15 protein-coding genes are annotated in these 16814 nt (G+C 65.7%); 8 read left to right on the top strand and 7 right to left on the bottom strand.

Going from position 1 to position 16814, the window contains the following annotated elements; all coding sequences use genetic code 11:
• Positions 1 to 144: 144 nt before the first annotated feature.
• The 4 genes from BFD71_RS27735 to BFD71_RS27720 form a co-directional block, all read right to left on the bottom strand.
• On the bottom strand, positions 145 to 1308 hold the full coding sequence (locus tag BFD71_RS27735) for a DegT/DnrJ/EryC1/StrS family aminotransferase (RefSeq protein WP_069267608.1): 1164 nt from the start codon (positions 1306 to 1308) through the stop codon (positions 145 to 147).
• A gap of 139 nt (positions 1309 to 1447) precedes the next feature.
• On the bottom strand, positions 1448 to 1819 hold the full coding sequence (locus BFD71_RS27730) for an SMR family transporter (protein WP_028204911.1): 372 nt from the start codon (positions 1817 to 1819) through the stop codon (positions 1448 to 1450).
• 138 nt (positions 1820 to 1957) lie between these two features.
• The gene (locus tag BFD71_RS27725) at positions 1958 to 3649 is read right to left on the bottom strand and encodes a glycosyltransferase family 39 protein (RefSeq protein ID WP_069267528.1); all 1692 of its coding nucleotides are present in this window, start codon (positions 3647 to 3649) and stop codon (positions 1958 to 1960) included.
• 158 nt (positions 3650 to 3807) lie between these two features.
• Positions 3808 to 4182 (bottom strand): Mth938-like domain-containing protein, encoded by a 375-nt coding sequence (locus BFD71_RS27720; protein ID WP_069267527.1) that lies wholly within the window; start codon positions 4180 to 4182, stop codon positions 3808 to 3810.
• A 539-nt stretch (positions 4183 to 4721) separates the two neighbouring features.
• Here BFD71_RS27720 and BFD71_RS27715 point away from each other — a divergent pair.
• The 6 genes from BFD71_RS27715 to BFD71_RS27690 all read left to right on the top strand — a co-directional run bounded on the left by BFD71_RS27715 (position 4722) and on the right by BFD71_RS27690 (position 11101).
• On the top strand, positions 4722 to 5960 hold the full coding sequence (locus BFD71_RS27715) for a pyridoxal phosphate-dependent aminotransferase (RefSeq protein ID WP_069267526.1): 1239 nt from the start codon (positions 4722 to 4724) through the stop codon (positions 5958 to 5960).
• A 49-nt stretch (positions 5961 to 6009) separates the two neighbouring features.
• Entirely contained in the window at positions 6010 to 7341 is a 1332-nt protein-coding gene (locus BFD71_RS27710; RefSeq protein ID WP_069267525.1) for a homoserine dehydrogenase, read from the top strand.
• Between the two features lie 10 nt (positions 7342 to 7351).
• Positions 7352 to 8803, top strand: a complete 1452-nt coding sequence (gene thrC / locus BFD71_RS27705; protein ID WP_069267524.1) for a threonine synthase — start codon at positions 7352 to 7354, stop codon at positions 8801 to 8803.
• 298 nt (positions 8804 to 9101) lie between these two features.
• Positions 9102 to 10328 (top strand): molybdopterin molybdotransferase MoeA, encoded by a 1227-nt coding sequence (locus BFD71_RS27700; protein WP_069267523.1) that lies wholly within the window; start codon positions 9102 to 9104, stop codon positions 10326 to 10328.
• Between the two features lie 13 nt (positions 10329 to 10341).
• The gene (gene moaD, locus BFD71_RS27695) at positions 10342 to 10599 is read left to right on the top strand and encodes a molybdopterin converting factor subunit 1 (RefSeq protein WP_069267522.1); all 258 of its coding nucleotides are present in this window, start codon (positions 10342 to 10344) and stop codon (positions 10597 to 10599) included.
• Positions 10600 to 10618: 19 nt separating this feature from the next.
• Entirely contained in the window at positions 10619 to 11101 is a 483-nt protein-coding gene (locus tag BFD71_RS27690) for a molybdenum cofactor biosynthesis protein MoaE (protein WP_069267521.1), read from the top strand.
• 100 nt (positions 11102 to 11201) lie between these two features.
• On the opposite strand, the gene BFD71_RS27685 is transcribed toward BFD71_RS27690, so the two are convergent.
• On the bottom strand, positions 11202 to 11762 hold the full coding sequence (locus BFD71_RS27685; RefSeq protein ID WP_069267520.1) for a group III truncated hemoglobin: 561 nt from the start codon (positions 11760 to 11762) through the stop codon (positions 11202 to 11204).
• Positions 11763 to 11971: 209 nt separating this feature from the next.
• On the opposite strand from BFD71_RS27685, the gene BFD71_RS27680 reads away from it, so the two are divergent.
• Both BFD71_RS27680 and clpB read left to right on the top strand, forming a co-directional pair.
• Entirely contained in the window at positions 11972 to 12472 is a 501-nt protein-coding gene (locus tag BFD71_RS27680) for an Rrf2 family transcriptional regulator (protein WP_069267519.1), read from the top strand.
• A gap of 252 nt (positions 12473 to 12724) precedes the next feature.
• Positions 12725 to 15322: an ATP-dependent chaperone ClpB gene (gene clpB, locus BFD71_RS27675; protein ID WP_069267518.1), complete on the top strand. Its 2598-nt coding sequence runs from the start codon at positions 12725 to 12727 to the stop codon at positions 15320 to 15322.
• 120 nt (positions 15323 to 15442) lie between these two features.
• Here the strand turns inward: clpB and BFD71_RS27670 are convergent, their stop codons facing one another.
• Together BFD71_RS27670 and BFD71_RS27665 are read right to left on the bottom strand one after the other, a co-directional pair.
• Positions 15443 to 15973 carry a YidB family protein gene (locus BFD71_RS27670; protein ID WP_441830568.1) on the bottom strand — a complete coding sequence of 177 codons (531 nt, stop codon included), beginning with the start codon at positions 15971 to 15973 and terminating at the stop codon, positions 15443 to 15445.
• Between the two features lie 34 nt (positions 15974 to 16007).
• Positions 16008 to 16598, bottom strand: coding sequence for a ComEA family DNA-binding protein (locus BFD71_RS27665; protein WP_069267516.1), 591 nt, complete (start codon positions 16596 to 16598; stop codon positions 16008 to 16010).
• Positions 16599 to 16814: the final 216 nt, after the last annotated feature.

Raw genomic sequence — 16814 nt, 5'->3', positions numbered from 1 at the left:
CAAATCGGCGGCGCATGCGCCGCGCCGTCCGCCTGCGTTTCCCCTGTGTCGACCCGAGTTGGCGCTTTAGCGCTGCCACGGGTCCCATGCCCGTCAGAGCGGCGTTATCCCGTCCCCGACTTCCGTTACTGCCTGTTTTGCCAACTACTTCGCAAACTTCGCGCAAATCTCGTTCACTGCGCTGCACACGCGCGCCACGTCGGCTTCGGTCATCTGCGTGAAGAGCGGCAGCGTGACCGTGCTCGCACCGAAGCGCTCCGCGTGCGGGAACATGCCCGCCTTGAAACCACGCTCGCGGTAGAGCGTGAAGAGGTGGATGGCCGGGTAATGCACGCCCGAGCCGATGCCGCGCTCCTTGAGTTCGCCCATGAAACCGGCGCGGTCGATCGCGAGCGTGTCGAGCGGCAGCGTGATCTGGAACATGTGCCAGTTGCTGTTGGCGAAATCGGCGAGCGGCAGGCCGACGCCGAGCTTAACCGCCGCGCCGCCTTCGAAGCCCGCGAAGTAAGCCCGCGCAAGCTCGCGGCGCTGCCGGATGAAACGCTCGATGTGCTTGAGCTGGCCGAGCCCGACGCGCGCCGCCACATCCGTGAGATTGTACTTGCCGCCGAGCACGTCGCAGTCCATGCCGTCGAAGCCCGTGCGCGTAATGCCCTGGAGACGGTATTTCTGCGCGAGCACGGCCTCGGCTTCGTCGTTGAGGACGAGCGCGCCGCCTTCGATCGACGTGAGGTTCTTGTTGGCGTGGAAGCTGAACGAGACGATGTCGCCGATCGCGCCGATGCGCTTGCCGTTCCAGCTCGAGCCGAACGCCTGCGCGGCGTCCTCGATTACGCGCAGCTTGTGCTGGCGGGCGATCGCGTAGAGCCGGTCCATGTCGACGGGCAGGCCCGAGAGAAAGACCGGGATGATGGCTTTGGTCTTCGGCGTGATGGCGGCTTCGAGCTTGTCGAGATCGATGTTGCGCGTGACGGGATCGATGTCGGCGAACACCGGCGTCGCGCCCACCTCGTAGATCACGTTGCTCGTGGAAACCCACGACGCGGGCGTCGTGATGACTTCGTCGCCGGGACCCACGCCGGCAAGGCGCAAACCGATTTCGAGCGTCGCCGTGCCCGAGTTGAAGGTGCGCACCGGACGGCCGCCGCAATACTCCGAGAGCGCCGCTTCGAACGCCTGGTTCTGCGGGCCGGTCGTGATCCAGCCCGAACGCAGTACGTCGGCGACGCCCTGGATGGTTTCCTCGTCGATTTCGGGACGCACGAACGGCAGGAACGGAAGGGTCGACTGCGGGGATGACTGGGTCATGAGTGCTTGCTCTTTGCTCGTCAGAAAGTGGGGCCGGGCGGCAAGGCCGCCGCGGCGCATCTTACGAAATACTTATATGGGCGCAATATGCCGCGCTGCAAGCGGCCTCGCCACGCGCGCCACAGCGCGCCGCGGCGCGTCAGCTGCGCGCCAGCACGAACACGCCGATCAGGATGATGCCGATGCCCACGAGCCGCTGCACGCTCAGCACCTCGCCGAACAGATACCACGCCGCGAACGCGTTGACCACGTAGCCGAGCGAGAGCATCGGGTAGGCGATCGAGACGTCCACGCGCGAGAGCCCGACGATCCACACGACCACGCTGAACACGTAGCAGGTGAGGCCGCCGAGAATCGGCACTTGCGTCGCGAGCTTCAGGCCAATGGGCAAGATGTTCGCACGGCTGAATTCGAAGTGTCCAACGGCATTGACACCCGCTTTCAGCAACAGTTGCGCGCAGGCGTTGAGGCCGACGCCGGCGAGGATGCAGATGAGGGAAATCGGATTCATCGGAAAGGGTGGTTCAACGGGTTGTCGGGTTGGGGCGGGAGCCCGGGCCAAGCCGCGCAGGGCGGCCGGCCCGGGTAGGCCGAACCGGCGCGGCGCGGCCCGATTATCGCCCATGCGTCAATCGGGGCCAGGAAGCGCTCAGGATTGCGGCTTTTCAACGATCACGCGCCGCGCGTCGCGCGCGACAACCTGCATCGGCAGGCCCTGCGCGGCCAGCTCTTCGTAGCGCTTCACGGGAAGCAGCGCGAGCGCATAGCGGTCGGACTTCCAGCGCGCCTCCCAGTCGGCAATGGTCGGCACCCATTTTTGCGGCTCCTCGGAGATGCCGAAGGCCAGCTCGTCGGTGACCTCGACCATCGTCATCGTATGGCGCACGTAGAAAGGCATCGTATGGTCGAGTACGCCCACCGAGTAGAACGGCGTGTCGGGCGGCAGCTTCGCAATGGCGGCGCGCACAGCGGGCGCGAGCGGCGCGCCGGAACTCAGCGTGCCGAACACGTCGTGGCCCGTGCCCGCAATGGTCGCGAGCAGCAGCCACGCGGTGCCGAGCGCAACCGCTGGCGCGCGCGCACCGGTTTCGGGCGTGCGCTTCGCCCGGTTCAGGCGCAGGCCGACCATGGTGACGACGAAGGCCACCGCGGCCGCGCCGAACACCCAGACCTGGAACTCCCGGTAGAGCGCGTTGGGATTGCGCGCGTCGCCGAGCCGCGTGAGCACGAACGAGCCCGCCATCAGCGCGACGGCGAACACCGCGTAGCCCGCGAGGTGCTTGTTCCACTGGGCGCGCGTCATGACCGGCAGATACATGCCGATGATGAGCGCCACGGGCGGCGCGATCGGCAGGACGTAGGAGACGAGCTTCGAGTGCGAGGCGCTGAAGAACAGGAAAATGAACACCGTCCACACGAGCATCAGCATGACGGGCGAGAACCCGTTGGGCTGGCGCGGCGCGCGCAGCGCATGGCGCACGCTCTGCACGCTCACCGAAAGCCACGGCAGGAAGCCCACCAGCATGACCGGCACGAAGTAGTAGAACGGGCCGGGGCGGTTCTGCGCGGGCGTGAGGTAGCGCTGGAACTGCTGGACGATGAAGAAGAAGTTGAAGAACTCGGGATTGCGCTGCTGCACGAGGATGAACCACGGCGACACGATCGCGAAGAAGACGATCAGACCGCTCACGAGATAGAGGCGCTTCCAGAGCGCCCAGTCGCGCGAAATCGCCGTATAGAGCACCAGCACGGCGCCTGGCAGGATCAGGCCGACGAGGCCCTTGGACAGCACCGCCATCGCCATGGCGGCCCAGCACACCCACATCCACAGGCGCGCGTTCGCCTTGGGCAGGGTCGGGCGCTGGGCGAGCAGCAGCGCACACAGCGTGAGTTGCATCCAGAACGCCAGGCCCATGTCGAGCGTGTTGAAGTGGCCCATCAGGTTCCAGTACGGCGCGCAGGCGAGCACGACCGCGGCGAAGAAGCCCGTGGCGGCGTTGAACACGCGCGCGCCGGTGAAGCCGATCAGCAGCACGCCCGCGAAGCCGGTGAGCGCCGTGTAGAGGCGCGCCTGCCACTCGCCGATGCCGAACCACGCGAACGTGAGCGCGTTCATCCAGGTTTGCAGCGGCGGCTTTTCGAAGTACTTGTAGTCGTTGTAGCGCGGCGTGATCCAGTCGCCGCTCGCGAGCATTTCGCGCGCCATTTCGGCGTAGCGGCCTTCGTCGCTCGGCAGCAGGTGGCGCCAGCCGAGCGGCAGGAACCAGATCACGGCGAGGGCGAGGATCAGTAGCAGGATCGCGCTGCGGTTGAGCGGTAGCCTCGATGGCGTATCGTTCATGGGTTTCAGCCTGTTCTTGTTGCAGTCGTTGCGGTCGGGGTGCGAAGCGCGCGCTGGCCGCGCACGGTGTGCGGCCGGGTCCGGGGCGCGCGCTACGCACACGGCGCGCAAGTGTACTACGCCGCCGCGCGGCGACCTGATGGCAAGCTTAAGGGGCGTCAGCTTTCGATCAGAAGCGCGGCCGCCACACGGCGGCCTTCGGCCATGAGGATGTTGTAGGTGCGGCAGGCGGCCTTGAAGTCCATCGCCTCCACACCGATGCGCTTCCTGGCGAGCGCCGCGGTCAGGCGCGGATGCGGAAAGCGCAACCGCTCCCCGCTGCCGAAGACGACCACTTCGGGGTTCAGCGGCACAAGCAGCTCGAAGAGTTCGGGCGTGAGGGCGTCGAACGACTGCACCGGCCAGGGGGTGACCGGCGATTCGGGCATCACGATGATGCTGCCCGTATGGCGTTCGAGGTTCACTTCGACGTAGTCGGCGCCGTAACCGGTCACGGTGTTCAGCGCGGCGCTGGAGTCCTGGTGTAATTTCAAAACGGGGTTCCGGGGTAAGGGCAGGTCGGGTGCGCAAGCGAGGGGCGCATATCCTGTGCCGCCGCCGGCCTCGGCGAACCGCCTTGCAGCCCGCCGTGTCACCCGCTTCGCGACCCGCCTCGTGGCCGATTGCGCATTGCGGAAGTTGGTCAAAATCCGCTAAATTATAGCTTTTTAGCCGCCGCTGCGGCGGCGCCCGCGGGTAGACCGCGCCGGCAGGCCGCTACGCGCGCCATCCGCGCATCGGGCGAGGGCAGCCACAAGCTGCTGGGGCGGTTTTGGGGTAGTCGGGTCGGCCAGCGCACGCTTTGCGAAGCGTCGCGCGTGCGCCCGGTGCTCCCCACGCAATCGTGCACGGCCTTTGTCCCGCCGGGGGCGCGCCCCTCCGGCTCCCTTGCATGTCCTGTCCACCAAGGCGCCATCCGCCGGCCGGTCGACGGCATTTCAGCCTGTTCCAGCCCTTTTACCGCGTCTTACTCGCCTCTGACGCCCTGACTGATTCTCTGACCGCTTTACTGACCGATAACCGATAGCCCGCCGTGAAACCGATTCTCAAATCCAACAAGCTGCAGAACGTTTGCTACGACATCCGCGGGCCGGTGCTCGAGCACGCGAAGCGCCTCGAAGAAGAAGGCCACCGCATCATCAAGCTGAACATCGGCAATCTCGCGCCGTTCGGTTTCGACGCGCCCGACGAAGTCATTCAGGACATGATCCTGAACCTGCCGGGCTCCTCGGGCTATTCGGATTCGAAGGGCGTGTTCGCCGCGCGCAAGGCGATCATGCATTACGCGCAGCAAAAGGGCATCAAGGGCGTCGAGCTCGACGACATCTACATCGGTAACGGCGCGTCCGAACTGATCGTGATGGCCATGCAGGCGCTCCTGAACGACGGCGACGAAGTGCTGCTGCCCGCGCCCGACTATCCGCTGTGGACGGCGGCGGTGAGCCTTTCGGGCGGCACGCCCGTGCACTACATCTGCGACGAGTCGAACGCGTGGATGCCCGACCTCGACGACATCCGCTCGAAGATCACGCCGAACACGCGCGCGATCGTCGTCATCAACCCGAACAACCCGACCGGCGCGCTCTATTCGGACGACCTGCTGCGCGGGCTCGTTGCGATCGCGCGCGAGCACGGCCTGATCCTGTTCGCCGACGAGGTCTACGACAAGATCATCTACGACGGCAAGACGCACACGGCGCTCGGCTCGCTCTCGGAAGACGTGATCACCGTCACGCTCAACAGCCTGTCGAAGAGCTATCGCGCGTGCGGCTACCGCGCGGGCTGGATGTTCCTCTCGGGCATGACGGGGGAAAACCGCCGCCGCTCGAAGGACTACACGGAAGGTCTCGGCATTCTCGCCTCGATGCGCCTGTGCGCGAACGTGCCGGGCCAGTACGCGATCCAGACGGCGCTGGGCGGCTACCAGAGCATCAACGAGCTGATCCAGCCGGGCGGGCGCCTCTATCGCCAGCGCGAACTGGCGTACAACATGCTCACGGCCATCCCGGGCGTGACCTGCGTGAAGCCGGAAGCGGCGCTCTACATGTTCCCGCGCCTCGACCCGAAGCTCTATCCGATCGAGAACGACCAGCAGTTCATCCTCGATCTGCTCTTGCAGGAGCGCGTGCTGCTCGTGCAGGGCACGGGCTTCAACTGGAAGCAGCCGGACCACTTCCGCGTGGTGTTCCTGCCGAACGTCGACGACCTGACCGATTCGATCAACCGCATCGCGCGCTTCCTCGACGGTTATCGCCAGCGGCACGGCACCTGAGCCAGTCACACGCATCCCCTTTTCAAACACTTGGACGAACACACGCTGCATGGATCCGATCAAAGTAGGTCTCTTGGGCTTCGGCACGGTGGGCAGCGGCACCTTCACGGTACTGCGCCGCAACCAGGAAGAAATCAAACGCCGCGCGGGCCGCGGCATCGAGGTGGCGCGCATCGCCGTGCGCAACCCGGCCAAGGCCACGACGGCGCTCGGCAGTGAAGCCGGGAGCGTCGAGCTGACGACCGACTTCAACGCCGTGGTCGACGATCCCGCGATTTCGATCGTCGCCGAAATGATCGGCGGCACGACGCTCGCGAGGGATCTCGTGCTGCGCGCCATTGCCAGCGGCAAGCATGTCGTCACCGCGAACAAGGCGCTGCTGGCGGTGCACGGCACGGAGATCTTCGAAGCGGCGCGCGCCAAGGGCGTGATGGTCGCGTTCGAGGCGGCGGTGGCGGGCGGCATCCCCATCATCAAGGCGCTGCGCGAAGGCCTCACGGCCAACCGCATCCAGTACATCGCCGGCATCATCAACGGCACGACCAACTACATCCTCTCGGAAATGCGCGAGCGCGGGCTCGACTTCGCGACCGCATTGAAAGCCGCGCAGGAACTGGGCTACGCCGAAGCCGATCCGACCTTCGACATCGAAGGCGTGGACGCCGCACACAAGGCGACGATCATGAGCGCGATCGCGTTCGGCGTGCCCGTGCAGTTCGACAAAGCCTATGTGGAAGGCATCAGCAAGCTCGACGCCATCGACATCAAGTACGCGGAAGAACTGGGCTATCGCATCAAGCTGCTCGGCATCGCGCGCCGCACCGATCGCGGCATCGAGTTGCGCACGCATCCCACGCTGATTCCGGCCAAGCGCCTGCTCGCGAACGTGGAAGGCGCAATGAACGCCGTGGTCGTGCACGGCGACGCGGTCGGCACGACGCTCTACTACGGCAAGGGCGCGGGCGCGGAGCCGACGGCATCCGCCGTGGTGGCCGATCTCGTCGATGTGACGCGTCTGCACACGGCCGACCCCGAGCACCGCGTGCCGCATCTGGCGTTCCAGCCGGACAGCCTCTCGAACACGCCGATCCTGCCGATCGACGAAGTCACGAGCGGCTACTACCTGCGCCTGCGCGTGGCGGACCAGACCGGCGTGATGGCGGCCATCACGCGCATCCTCGCGGACAGCGGCATCTCGATCGACGCGCTGCTGCAAAAGGAAGCGGAGCAGGTCGACGCGCAAGGCAAGGCGGAAACCGACATCATCCTGATCACGCACGAGACGATCGAGAAGAACGTCAACGCGGCGATCGCGCAGATCGAAAAGCTCGCGACGGTGAAGTCGCAGGTCACGAAGCTGCGTATGGAAGGACTGAACTAAGGCAAGGGCTATGAATTACGTATCTACGCGCGGCGCGGGCGCCGGCGAGCATCATTCGTTTTCCGACATCCTGCTGGGCGGCCTCGCGCGCGACGGCGGCCTGTATCTGCCGGCCGGGTATCCGCAGATCAGCAAGGAAGAACTGGCGCGCTGGCGCGGCCTTTCGTACGCGGACCTCGCGTTCGAGATCCTCTCGAAGTTCGCGGGTGACATTCCGGCCGACGATCTGCGCGACATCACGCGCCGCACCTACACGGGCGAGACGTACCGCAACGTGCGCCATGGCGAAGACGCAAGCAAGATCACGCCGCTCACCACGCTCGGCGAGGAAAACGGCGCGCCGCTCTCGCTGCTCGAACTCTCGAACGGTCCGACGCTCGCGTTCAAGGACATGGCGATGCAGCTGCTCGGCAACCTGTTCGAGTACGCGCTCGCGAAGGCCGGCCAGGAGCTGAACATTCTCGGCGCGACGTCGGGCGACACCGGCAGCGCGGCGGAATACGCGATGCGTGGCAAGAAGGGCGTGCGCGTGTTCATGCTGTCGCCGCACAAGAAGATGAGCGCGTTCCAGACGGCGCAGATGTTCAGCCTGCAGGACCCGAACATCTTCAATCTGGCCGTGGAAGGCGTGTTCGACGACTGCCAGGACATCGTCAAGGCGGTTTCGAACGACCACGCGTTCAAGTCGCAGCAGAAGATCGGCACGGTCAACTCGATCAATTGGGCGCGCGTCGTGGCCCAGGTCGTGTACTACTTCGCCGGCTACTTCGCGGCGACGAAGTCGAACGACGAGCGCGTCTCGTTCACGGTGCCCTCGGGCAACTTCGGCAACGTGTGCGCGGGCCATATCGCGCGCATGATGGGTCTGCCGATCGAAAAGCTCGTGGTCGCGACCAACGAGAACGACGTGCTCGACGAGTTCTTCCGCACCGGCATTTACCGCGTGCGCGGCTCGGCCGAGACGTATCACACGACGAGCCCGAGCATGGACATCTCGAAGGCGTCGAATTTCGAGCGCTTCGTCTACGACTTGCTGGGCCGCGACCCGGCGCGCGTGACGCAGTTGTTCCGCGACGTCGAGGAGAAGGGCGGTTTCGATCTCGTGGCGAGCGGCGACTTCGTGCGCGTGAAGCAGTTCGGCTTCGTTTCGGGCCGCAGCAGCCACGACGACCGCATCGCCACGATTCGCGACATCTACTCGCGCTACAAGACGATGATCGACACCCATACGGCCGACGGCGTGAAGGTCGCCCGCGAACACCTGCAGCCCGGTGTGCCGATGATCGTGCTCGAAACCGCGCAGCCGGTGAAATTCGGCGAGACGATCCGCGAAGCGCTGGACCGCGAGCCGGAGCGTCCGGCGGCGTTCGAAGGCCTCGAGGCGCTGCCGCAGCGCTTCGAAGTCGTGCCTGCCGACGCGCAGCGCGTGAAGGACTATATCGCCGCTCACACGGCGCACTGATGGACGCAGCCGGGGCCGGATCGGTTCGCGGTCCCGGCGCGTGGACATCGCATCAGCTTTTACGCGTCGGCGGGTCGATCGTACCCGCGCGCTGCATCACTTCAGCCGGGCCTGCGCACTCGCAGGCATTGCGCGCCAGGGATATCCACGGCATAAGGCACGGCGCGCCGGTCGCGCCGCTACAATAACGACAGACCAACCGCTGCTGGCGGCCCCGCCGCCCACGTCCGAGACGACCTCGATGTCCACGCCTACGTCCCCGTCTTCCGCTGCGCCGGCGCCCGCACCGCGCGCGCCGATGCTCTCCACTGCCGACGCCCTCGCCACGCTGCTTGCCGCGGCGAAGCCGCTCGCCGGTGCCGAAACGATTTCGACGTTCGACGCGCTGAACCGCGTGCTCGCCGCAGACGTCGTCTCGCCGCTCGACGTGCCGCCGATGCATACGAGCGCAATGGACGGCTACGCGGTGCGCGTGGCCGATCTCGCGCAAGGCAGCCGCCGTCTGCCGGTTTCGCAGCGCATTGCCGCGGGCCACGCGCCACAACCGCTCGCGGCAGGCACGGCCGCGCGCATCTTCACGGGCGCGACGGTGCCGCCGGGCGCAGACGCCGTGGTGATGCAGGAGCAGACCGAGGCCGCGCAAGGCGCCGTCACCTTTCTGCACGCGCCCAAGGCGGGCGAATGGATCACGCCGCAGGGCGCCGATATCCGCAAGAACACGGTGATCCTGCCGGCGGGCACGCGCCTCACGCCGGCGGCACTCGGGCTCGCGGCGTCGGTGGGGTGCGCCACGCTCACCGTCGTGCGCCGCGTGAAGGTCGCGGTGTTCTTCACCGGCGACGAACTGACGATGCCCGGCGAGCCGCTCAAACCCGGCGCGATCTACAACTCGAACCGCTTCACGCTCACGAGCCTCTTGCGCAATCTCGGCTGCGAAGTCACCGACTACGGCATCGTGCCGGACCAGCTCGAGCTCACGCGCGCGACGCTGCGCGAGGCGGCCGCTGGCCACGACCTCATCCTCACTTCGGGCGGTGTCTCGGTCGGGGAGGAGGATCACGTGCGGCCCGCCGTCGAGGCCGAAGGGCGCATCAACCTGTGGCAGATCGCGATGAAGCCGGGCAAGCCGCTCGCGTTCGGCGCGGTGCGTCGGACGCAGGGGGCGGCGGACGCGGAAACCGGCGAGGCGTTTTTCATCGGGTTGCCGGGCAACCCGGTGTCGAGTTTCGTCACCTTTCTGTTGTTCGTGCGTCCGTTCCTGCTGCGCCTTGCGGGCGCGACGCAGGTGAGCCCGCGCGCGCTCTCGCTGCGCGCCGACTTCACCCAGGCGAAGAGCGACCGCCGCAACGAATTCCTGCGAGCGCGCGTGAACCCGGCTGGCGGTCTGGACCTGTTCCCGAACCAGAGTTCCGCGGTCCTCACGTCCACGGTCTGGGGCGACGGTCTCATCGACAATCCGCCCAATCATGCGATCAGCGCCGGCGAGACCGTGCGCTTCATTCCGTTCACCGAATTGCTGTACTGAAAAGCCTCGAGCGATGAAGATCCAGTTGAAATTTTTTGCGAGTGTGCGCGAGGCGTTAGGCGTCGCGGACGAAACGGTCACGCTGCCAGATGCCATCGTGACGGTCGGCGATGTGCGCGGCTGGCTGCGTGCGCGCGGCGGTGTGTGGGCCGAGACGCTGGCGGAAGGCCGCGCGCTGCGCATGGCTTGCAATCACGTGATGACGGATCCGCGCACGCGTATCACCGAGGGCTGCGAAGTCGCGTTTTTCCCGCCGGTGACGGGCGGCTGAGCGCCACAGGAGACTCACGATGCCCGTGCGCGTACAAACGGAAGATTTCGATCTCACCACCGAAGTTGCGCAACTGCGCGCGCGCAATCCGGCGATCGGTGCGGTGGCGTGCTTCGTCGGCACGGTGCGCGATCTGAACGACGGCAGCACGATCGCCTCGCTCGAACTCGAGCACTATCCGGGCATGACCGAGAAGGCGCTGGAGGCGATCGTCGACGATGCACAACGACGCTGGGCCGGCATCGAGGTGCTGATCGTGCACAGGGTGGGCAAGCTCGCGCCGCTCGACCAGATCGTGCTGGTCGCGACGACCTCGAAGCATCGCGGCGACGCGTTCGCGTCCTGCGAGTTCGTCATGGACTACCTCAAGACCGAGGCGCCGTTCTGGAAGAAGGAAGAGACGGAGCAGGGCGCGCGCTGGGTCGATGCCCGCGAGAGTGACGATAAGGCGCTGGCGCGCTGGGGGGTGGCCTCGGGGAATGCGTCGCGGGACTCCAGCTAGGTGCTCGTCCGCAGGGTTGAAGGGACGGATTCAGCTCACTCGCGCCCCTATTTAACGCAACTAACCGCCTACTCGGATATACCGCTTGAAGCAGATGCGCTCACTCCGCGGGCGTGTTCTCGCCGACATCCATCTGGCGGCCAACGAAACGGGCGGGAAACGGCTCGCCGGTCGGGCGCGTTGGCAAGTCATGACCGTGCCCGGCGTGGCGCCTGCGAGGCGCCACGCGATCGAGAATCGCCTGTTGCTCGGGTGGAATCGTGTAGTCCCAGCCAAAGCGGCTCAGTTGCAGGCTTTGCGCGATACGCAGCGCGGGTTCCATGAATTGCACCGCCGCCGCGGGCTCGTAGCGAGCCTGAACCGTATCGAGGAAAAGATAGAGCCAGCGGCTGAAATGCTGCGGCTCGACGCCAGGCACCGGATCGTGCGCCTGCTGCACGTTGCCGCGGTAGCTTTTGGTGCCGAGCACGAGGCTCGACCAGAAGCGGCACATCTTGGGCAGATGTTCGTCCCAACGTCCAGCGAGCACGCCGTCGAACACCGGGCCGAGCATGGCGTCGTCGCGCACGCGGTCGTAGAACGCGTAGACGAGTTCGCGGATGTTTTCTTCAGTTGGCCGGGCGTGCAGCGCGGCAGCGGGAGGGGTGTCGGGGCGAGTCATTTGGGGCCTGGGTGATGCCTGAAGTGCTTGGCGTTTAGTCGGCGGCGGGGCGCCGGCACGATGCGACAACGGGCCGCATGCAAGCTGCCAGGCCCTGCGAAGCGTCCATCGGAGTGACAATGATACTCAGTCCAGGCAAAACCTGCATGCTAACTGCATGTTATTGTATGGGTTCTGTCACCTGCACCCTCTCTGTCATTGCAATCGCCATGAGACTGACCGACTACACCGACTATTCCTTGCGCGTGATGCTGTATCTCGCGCTGCGTCGCGACAGCCTGGCCACGATCCAGGAGATCTCGGACGCCTACGGCGTTTCGAAGAATCATCTGATGAAAGTGGTGCAGCGCCTGGGCGAACTCGGCTGGGTCGACACCGTTCGCGGACGCAATGGCGGCTTGCGGCTCGCACCGGCGTCGCTCGATCTGAGCGTTGGCGCCGTTGTCCGTGAGACAGAGAGCGACTTCTCGCTCGTCGGCTGCTTTCCGGACGAACACGGCGACCGGCGCAGCTGCGTCATCGAGCCGCAATGCCGACTCAAGCACGCGCTGGCCGCGGCGCGCGATGCGTTTCTCGCGGAACTCGACTGCCATACCATCGGCGAACTGGCCCAGCCTGCGGGCGAACTGACCGGGTTGCTCGGCCTCGCGCCGATCCAGTTCATGCCGCGCGCCCAGGCGGCTCGCTCCGCGTCTTCGCGCGAGCATTGAAGCGCGCGTCAGCGTCACCTCTTCGTTTTTCTTCCCCTACGAGTCGCGGCATTCAGCCGTGACGCGCTGCCTCGCGCGGCAGCGGCCGCCTCGCATTCTTCCCCGTTTTCTCACGCCTCGGCAGCAACGGTAGACGGACGCTACCCGCGCCTGAATCGCAAAAATCGGAAAAAATGACGCCAGAGCGCTTGAAACCGGCGCGTCCCCCCTCAAATTTGGTGACAGTCTAGAAATCTGGAGGTCTCGCATCAAATGAGAATCGACAAACTCACCACCAAGTTCCAGGAAGCCATCGCCGACGCGCAAAGCCTCGCGGTGGGCCACGATAACCAGTACATCGAACCCGTTCACCTGCTGGCTGCGCTCGTTGCGCAGCAGGACGGCTCCGCGCGCTCGCTCATGTCGCGTGCGGGCGTGCAGGTCCAGGCGCTGCAGAACGCGCTGAACGACGCCATCAACCGCTTGCCGCAGGTGCAGGGCACCGACGGCAACGTGCAGATCGGCCGCGAACTAACGGGGCTGCTCAATCAGGCCGACAAGGAAGCGCAGAAGCTCAACGACACGTATATCGCGAGCGAGATGTTCCTGCTCGCCGTGTCCGAGGACAAGGGCGAGGCGGGTCGTCTTGCGCGCCAGCACGGCTTGACGCGCAAGGCGCTCGAAGCCGCGATCGTCGCGGTGCGCGGCGGCGCGCAGGTGCACAGCCAGGACGCCGAGAGCCAGCGTGAAGCGCTCAAGAAGTACACCGTCGATCTGACCGAGCGCGCGCGTTCGGGCAAGCTCGACCCCGTGATCGGCCGCGACGACGAAATCCGCCGCTCGATCCAGATCCTGCAACGCCGCACCAAGAACAATCCGGTGCTGATCGGCGAACCGGGGGTGGGCAAGACGGCCATTGTCGAAGGCCTCGCGCAGCGCATCGTCAACGGCGAAGTGCCCGAAACGCTCAAGGGCAAGCGCGTGCTCTCGCTCGACATGGCCGCACTGCTCGCGGGCGCGAAATATCGCGGCGAGTTCGAAGAGCGCCTGAAGGCCGTGCTCAACGACATTGCCAAGGACGAAGGGCAGACCATCGTCTTCATCGACGAAATTCACACGATGGTCGGCGCCGGCAAGGCCGAAGGCGCGATGGACGCGGGCAATATGCTCAAGCCGGCGCTGTCGCGCGGCGAACTGCACTGCATCGGCGCGACTACGCTCGACGAGTATCGCAAGTACATCGAAAAGGACGCCGCGCTCGAACGCCGCTTCCAGAAGGTGCTCGTCGATGAACCGTCGGTCGAGGCGACCATCGCGATCCTGCGCGGCCTGAAGGAGAAGTACGAGCTGCACCACGGCGTGGAGATCACCGACCCGGCTATCGTCGCGGCGGCGGAACTCTCGCATCGCTACATCACCGACCGTTTCCTGCCGGACAAGGCCATCGACCTGATCGACGAAGCAGCTTCGAAGATCAAGATGGAAATCGATTCGAAGCCCGAAGCAATGGACAAGCTCGATCGCCGCCTGATCCAGTTGAAGATCGAGCGCGAGGCCGTCAAGAAGGAAAAGGACGAAGCGTCGCAAAAGCGTCTGCAGCTGATCGAGGAAGAGATCGACCGGCTGAGCCTCGAATATAAGGATCTCGAAGAGATCTGGACCACCGAGAAGGCCGCGGTGCAGGGCGGCGCGCAGATCAAGGAAGAGATCGACCGCGTGCGCGCGGAGATCAATCGCTTCCAGCGCGAAGGCAAGCTCGAGAAGGTCGCGGAACTGCAGTACGGCAAGCTGCCGGAGCTCGAAGCGCAGCTCAAGCAGGTGACGCTCGCGGAGGCGAACGAGCAGAACAACCCCACGCGCTTGCGCCTGCTGCGCACGCTCGTGGGCGCCGAGGAAATCGCGGAGGTCGTGTCGCGTTCGACCGGCATTCCCGTTTCGCGCATGATGCAGGGCGAGCGCGAAAAGCTGCTGCAGATCGAGGAGAAGCTGCACGAGCGCGTGGTGGGTCAGGACGAGGCCATTACCGCCGTCGCCGACGCGATTCGCCGCTCGCGCGCCGGTCTCTCGGACCCGAACCGGCCGTACGGCTCGTTCCTGTTCCTCGGGCCGACGGGTGTGGGCAAGACCGAGCTGTGCAAGGCGCTGGCGGGCTTCCTGTTCGATTCGGAAGATCACCTCATCCGCATCGACATGAGCGAGTTCATGGAGAAGCACAGTGTGGCGCGTTTGATCGGCGCGCCGCCGGGATACGTGGGCTACGAAGAGGGCGGCTATCTGACCGAGGCCGTGCGTCGCAAGCCGTATAGCGTGATCCTGCTCGACGAAGTCGAAAAGGCGCACCCGGACGTGTTCAACGTGCTGCTGCAAGTGCTCGACGACGGCCGCATGACCGATGGCCAGGGCCGCACCGTCGACTTCAAGAACACCGTAATCGTGATGACGTCGAACCTCGGTTCGCACCTCATTCAGGCGATGGCGGGCGAGCCGCAGGAAGCGGTGAAGGACGCCGTGTGGAACGAAGTGAAGCAGCAGTTCCGCCCCGAGTTCCTGAACCGGATCGACGAGGTCGTGGTGTTCCATGCGCTCGATCGCTCGAATATCGAGTCGATTGCGAAGATCCAGCTGCAGCGTCTGCGCGAGCGTCTGGAGAAGCTCGACATGGAGCTCGTGGTGTCGGACGAGGCGCTGAGCCAGATCGCCAAGGTCGGCTACGACCCGCTGTTCGGCGCACGGCCGCTCAAGCGCGCGATCCAGCAGGAGATCGAGAACCCGGTCGCCAAGCTGATCCTCGCGGGCAAGTTCGGGCCGAAGGATGTCATCCCGGTCGGCGTGCACGACGGCAAGTTCGTGTTCGAGCGCGTGGTGCACTAACGCGAGTAGAAACCTCGGCTGAGGCGCGCGCCGGCAGGCGCGCACTGAGCCGAAACGAAAAGGGCAGCGGAGTGATCCGCTGCCCTTTTTTCATGCCTGCAAGGAAGCGCTAATGGGCGCTCATGCCTGCTTGTTGCCGCCGCCGAGCAGCGACGCCAGCCCACCAAGCGTGCCGAGCACGCTTTCGGTGTTGATCTGGCCGCCTTGCGGCACTTCGCCGGTCGGCGTGCCCGCGTTGACCACGTGCGGCAGCACCTGGGCGAGCAGCCCGCTCACCTGGTCGGGCTGCATGCCGACCTTCTGCGCGAGACCCGAGACGACGTCCGAGCCGAGCACGTTGTGCAGCTGATCCGCCGAAACAGGCTGATTCTCGCCGTTGCCGACCCACGACTGCACGATGTCGCCGAGGCCGCCTTGCTGGAACTTCTCGATGAGGCCGTTCAGCCCGCCGGGCTGGTTGTTGACGAACTCCATCGCCGCGGCGAGGAGCTGGGCCTGGCCGCCGCCTTGCTGTTGCGACTGCGAACCGAGCAGGGAACCGAGGGTATCTAGCAGACTCATGACGATCTCTCTGGGTGATGGCCGCGAGGGGGACGCGGCCGGTAAGTCGGACGGCGCACGCGAGGGTGTCGCCGCGTTTTCGAGATCCAGTGCACGGCTTGCGCGCGCCGGACGGTGGCGGCAATCAGGCGCCGGAAGCGGCCGCAGCGGACGCGGCCTTGTCTTTCTTCGACTTCCTGGGCTTTTTCGCCTTCGTATCGGATGCCGTGGCCGGAGTCGCCGCAGCGGAGCCCGCTTCGGGCGCGCTGGCAGCGGCGGCTGTCTTGTCCTTCTTGCTCTTGTGCTTCGACTTGCCCGCGGCCGTGTCCGAGGCGGCTTGCGCCGTGGTCGCGGCCGCCGGCGTCTGCGCCGTCATCGGATTGGCCGTGGTCGCAGCGGGCGCGGCGCTCGTGGCAGCGGCGCTCTTGCCGCTCTTCGCGCTAGCCGTCTTGCCCGCGGGCGGCGCCGAGGAGCCGTTGATCGTGAGCCCCGCCGCCTCGAGGTTCTGCACCGACTTCGGGCCAATGCCCTTGACGCGGTTCACCAGGTCGTCGGCATCCTTGAACGGGCCGTTCTTCGTGCGTTCGTCGATGATCGCCTTGGCATGGACGGGGCCGATGCCTTTGACCGATTCGAGCGCGGTTTCGTCGGCGGTGTTCACTTCCACGGCTGCGGCGAGCACGGCGGACAGCGACAGGCCGATTGCGAGGAAAAGCATCAGCAGCTTCTTGAGCATGGCAATCACTCCATTGAGGGCATTTTCAGTGAGCCGGGAACGGACGACGCATCCAGCGGAGGGGGCTGCGGTACAAGAATAGGCCAGATGGCGTATCTGTGGATCGCGAGCGCTCGATTTATACCGGCCGGAGTGTGGCAAGTAAATCGCGCCGCACAATATTTAATACTTCTGTGCACTCTGGCGACGCGAAACGCGCGGAAGTCAGCGCAATCC

Source organism: Paraburkholderia nodosa, from assembly GCF_001718195.1.
In the GTDB taxonomy this organism is placed as follows: domain Bacteria; phylum Pseudomonadota; class Gammaproteobacteria; order Burkholderiales; family Burkholderiaceae; genus Paraburkholderia; species Paraburkholderia nodosa_A.
This window is presented reverse-complemented; position numbering and strand designations above follow the sequence as displayed.

Coding starts and splice junctions, on each gene's coding strand:
- BFD71_RS27735 (WP_069267608.1), bottom strand. CDS start 1,308: ATGACCCAGTCATCCCCGCAGTCGACCCTTCCGTTCCTGCCGTTCGTG.
- BFD71_RS27730 (WP_028204911.1), bottom strand. CDS start 1,819: ATGAATCCGATTTCCCTCATCTGCATCCTCGCCGGCGTCGGCCTCAAC.
- BFD71_RS27725 (WP_069267528.1), bottom strand. CDS start 3,649: ATGAACGATACGCCATCGAGGCTACCGCTCAACCGCAGCGCGATCCTG.
- BFD71_RS27710 (WP_069267525.1), top strand. CDS start 6,010: ATGGATCCGATCAAAGTAGGTCTCTTGGGCTTCGGCACGGTGGGCAGC.
- thrC (WP_069267524.1), top strand. CDS start 7,352: ATGAATTACGTATCTACGCGCGGCGCGGGCGCCGGCGAGCATCATTCG.
- BFD71_RS27700 (WP_069267523.1), top strand. CDS start 9,102: ATGCTCTCCACTGCCGACGCCCTCGCCACGCTGCTTGCCGCGGCGAAG.
- moaD (WP_069267522.1), top strand. CDS start 10,342: ATGAAGATCCAGTTGAAATTTTTTGCGAGTGTGCGCGAGGCGTTAGGC.
- BFD71_RS27690 (WP_069267521.1), top strand. CDS start 10,619: ATGCCCGTGCGCGTACAAACGGAAGATTTCGATCTCACCACCGAAGTT.
- BFD71_RS27685 (WP_069267520.1), bottom strand. CDS start 11,762: ATGACTCGCCCCGACACCCCTCCCGCTGCCGCGCTGCACGCCCGGCCA.
- BFD71_RS27680 (WP_069267519.1), top strand. CDS start 11,972: ATGAGACTGACCGACTACACCGACTATTCCTTGCGCGTGATGCTGTAT.
- clpB (WP_069267518.1), top strand. CDS start 12,725: ATGAGAATCGACAAACTCACCACCAAGTTCCAGGAAGCCATCGCCGAC.
- BFD71_RS27665 (WP_069267516.1), bottom strand. CDS start 16,598: ATGCTCAAGAAGCTGCTGATGCTTTTCCTCGCAATCGGCCTGTCGCTG.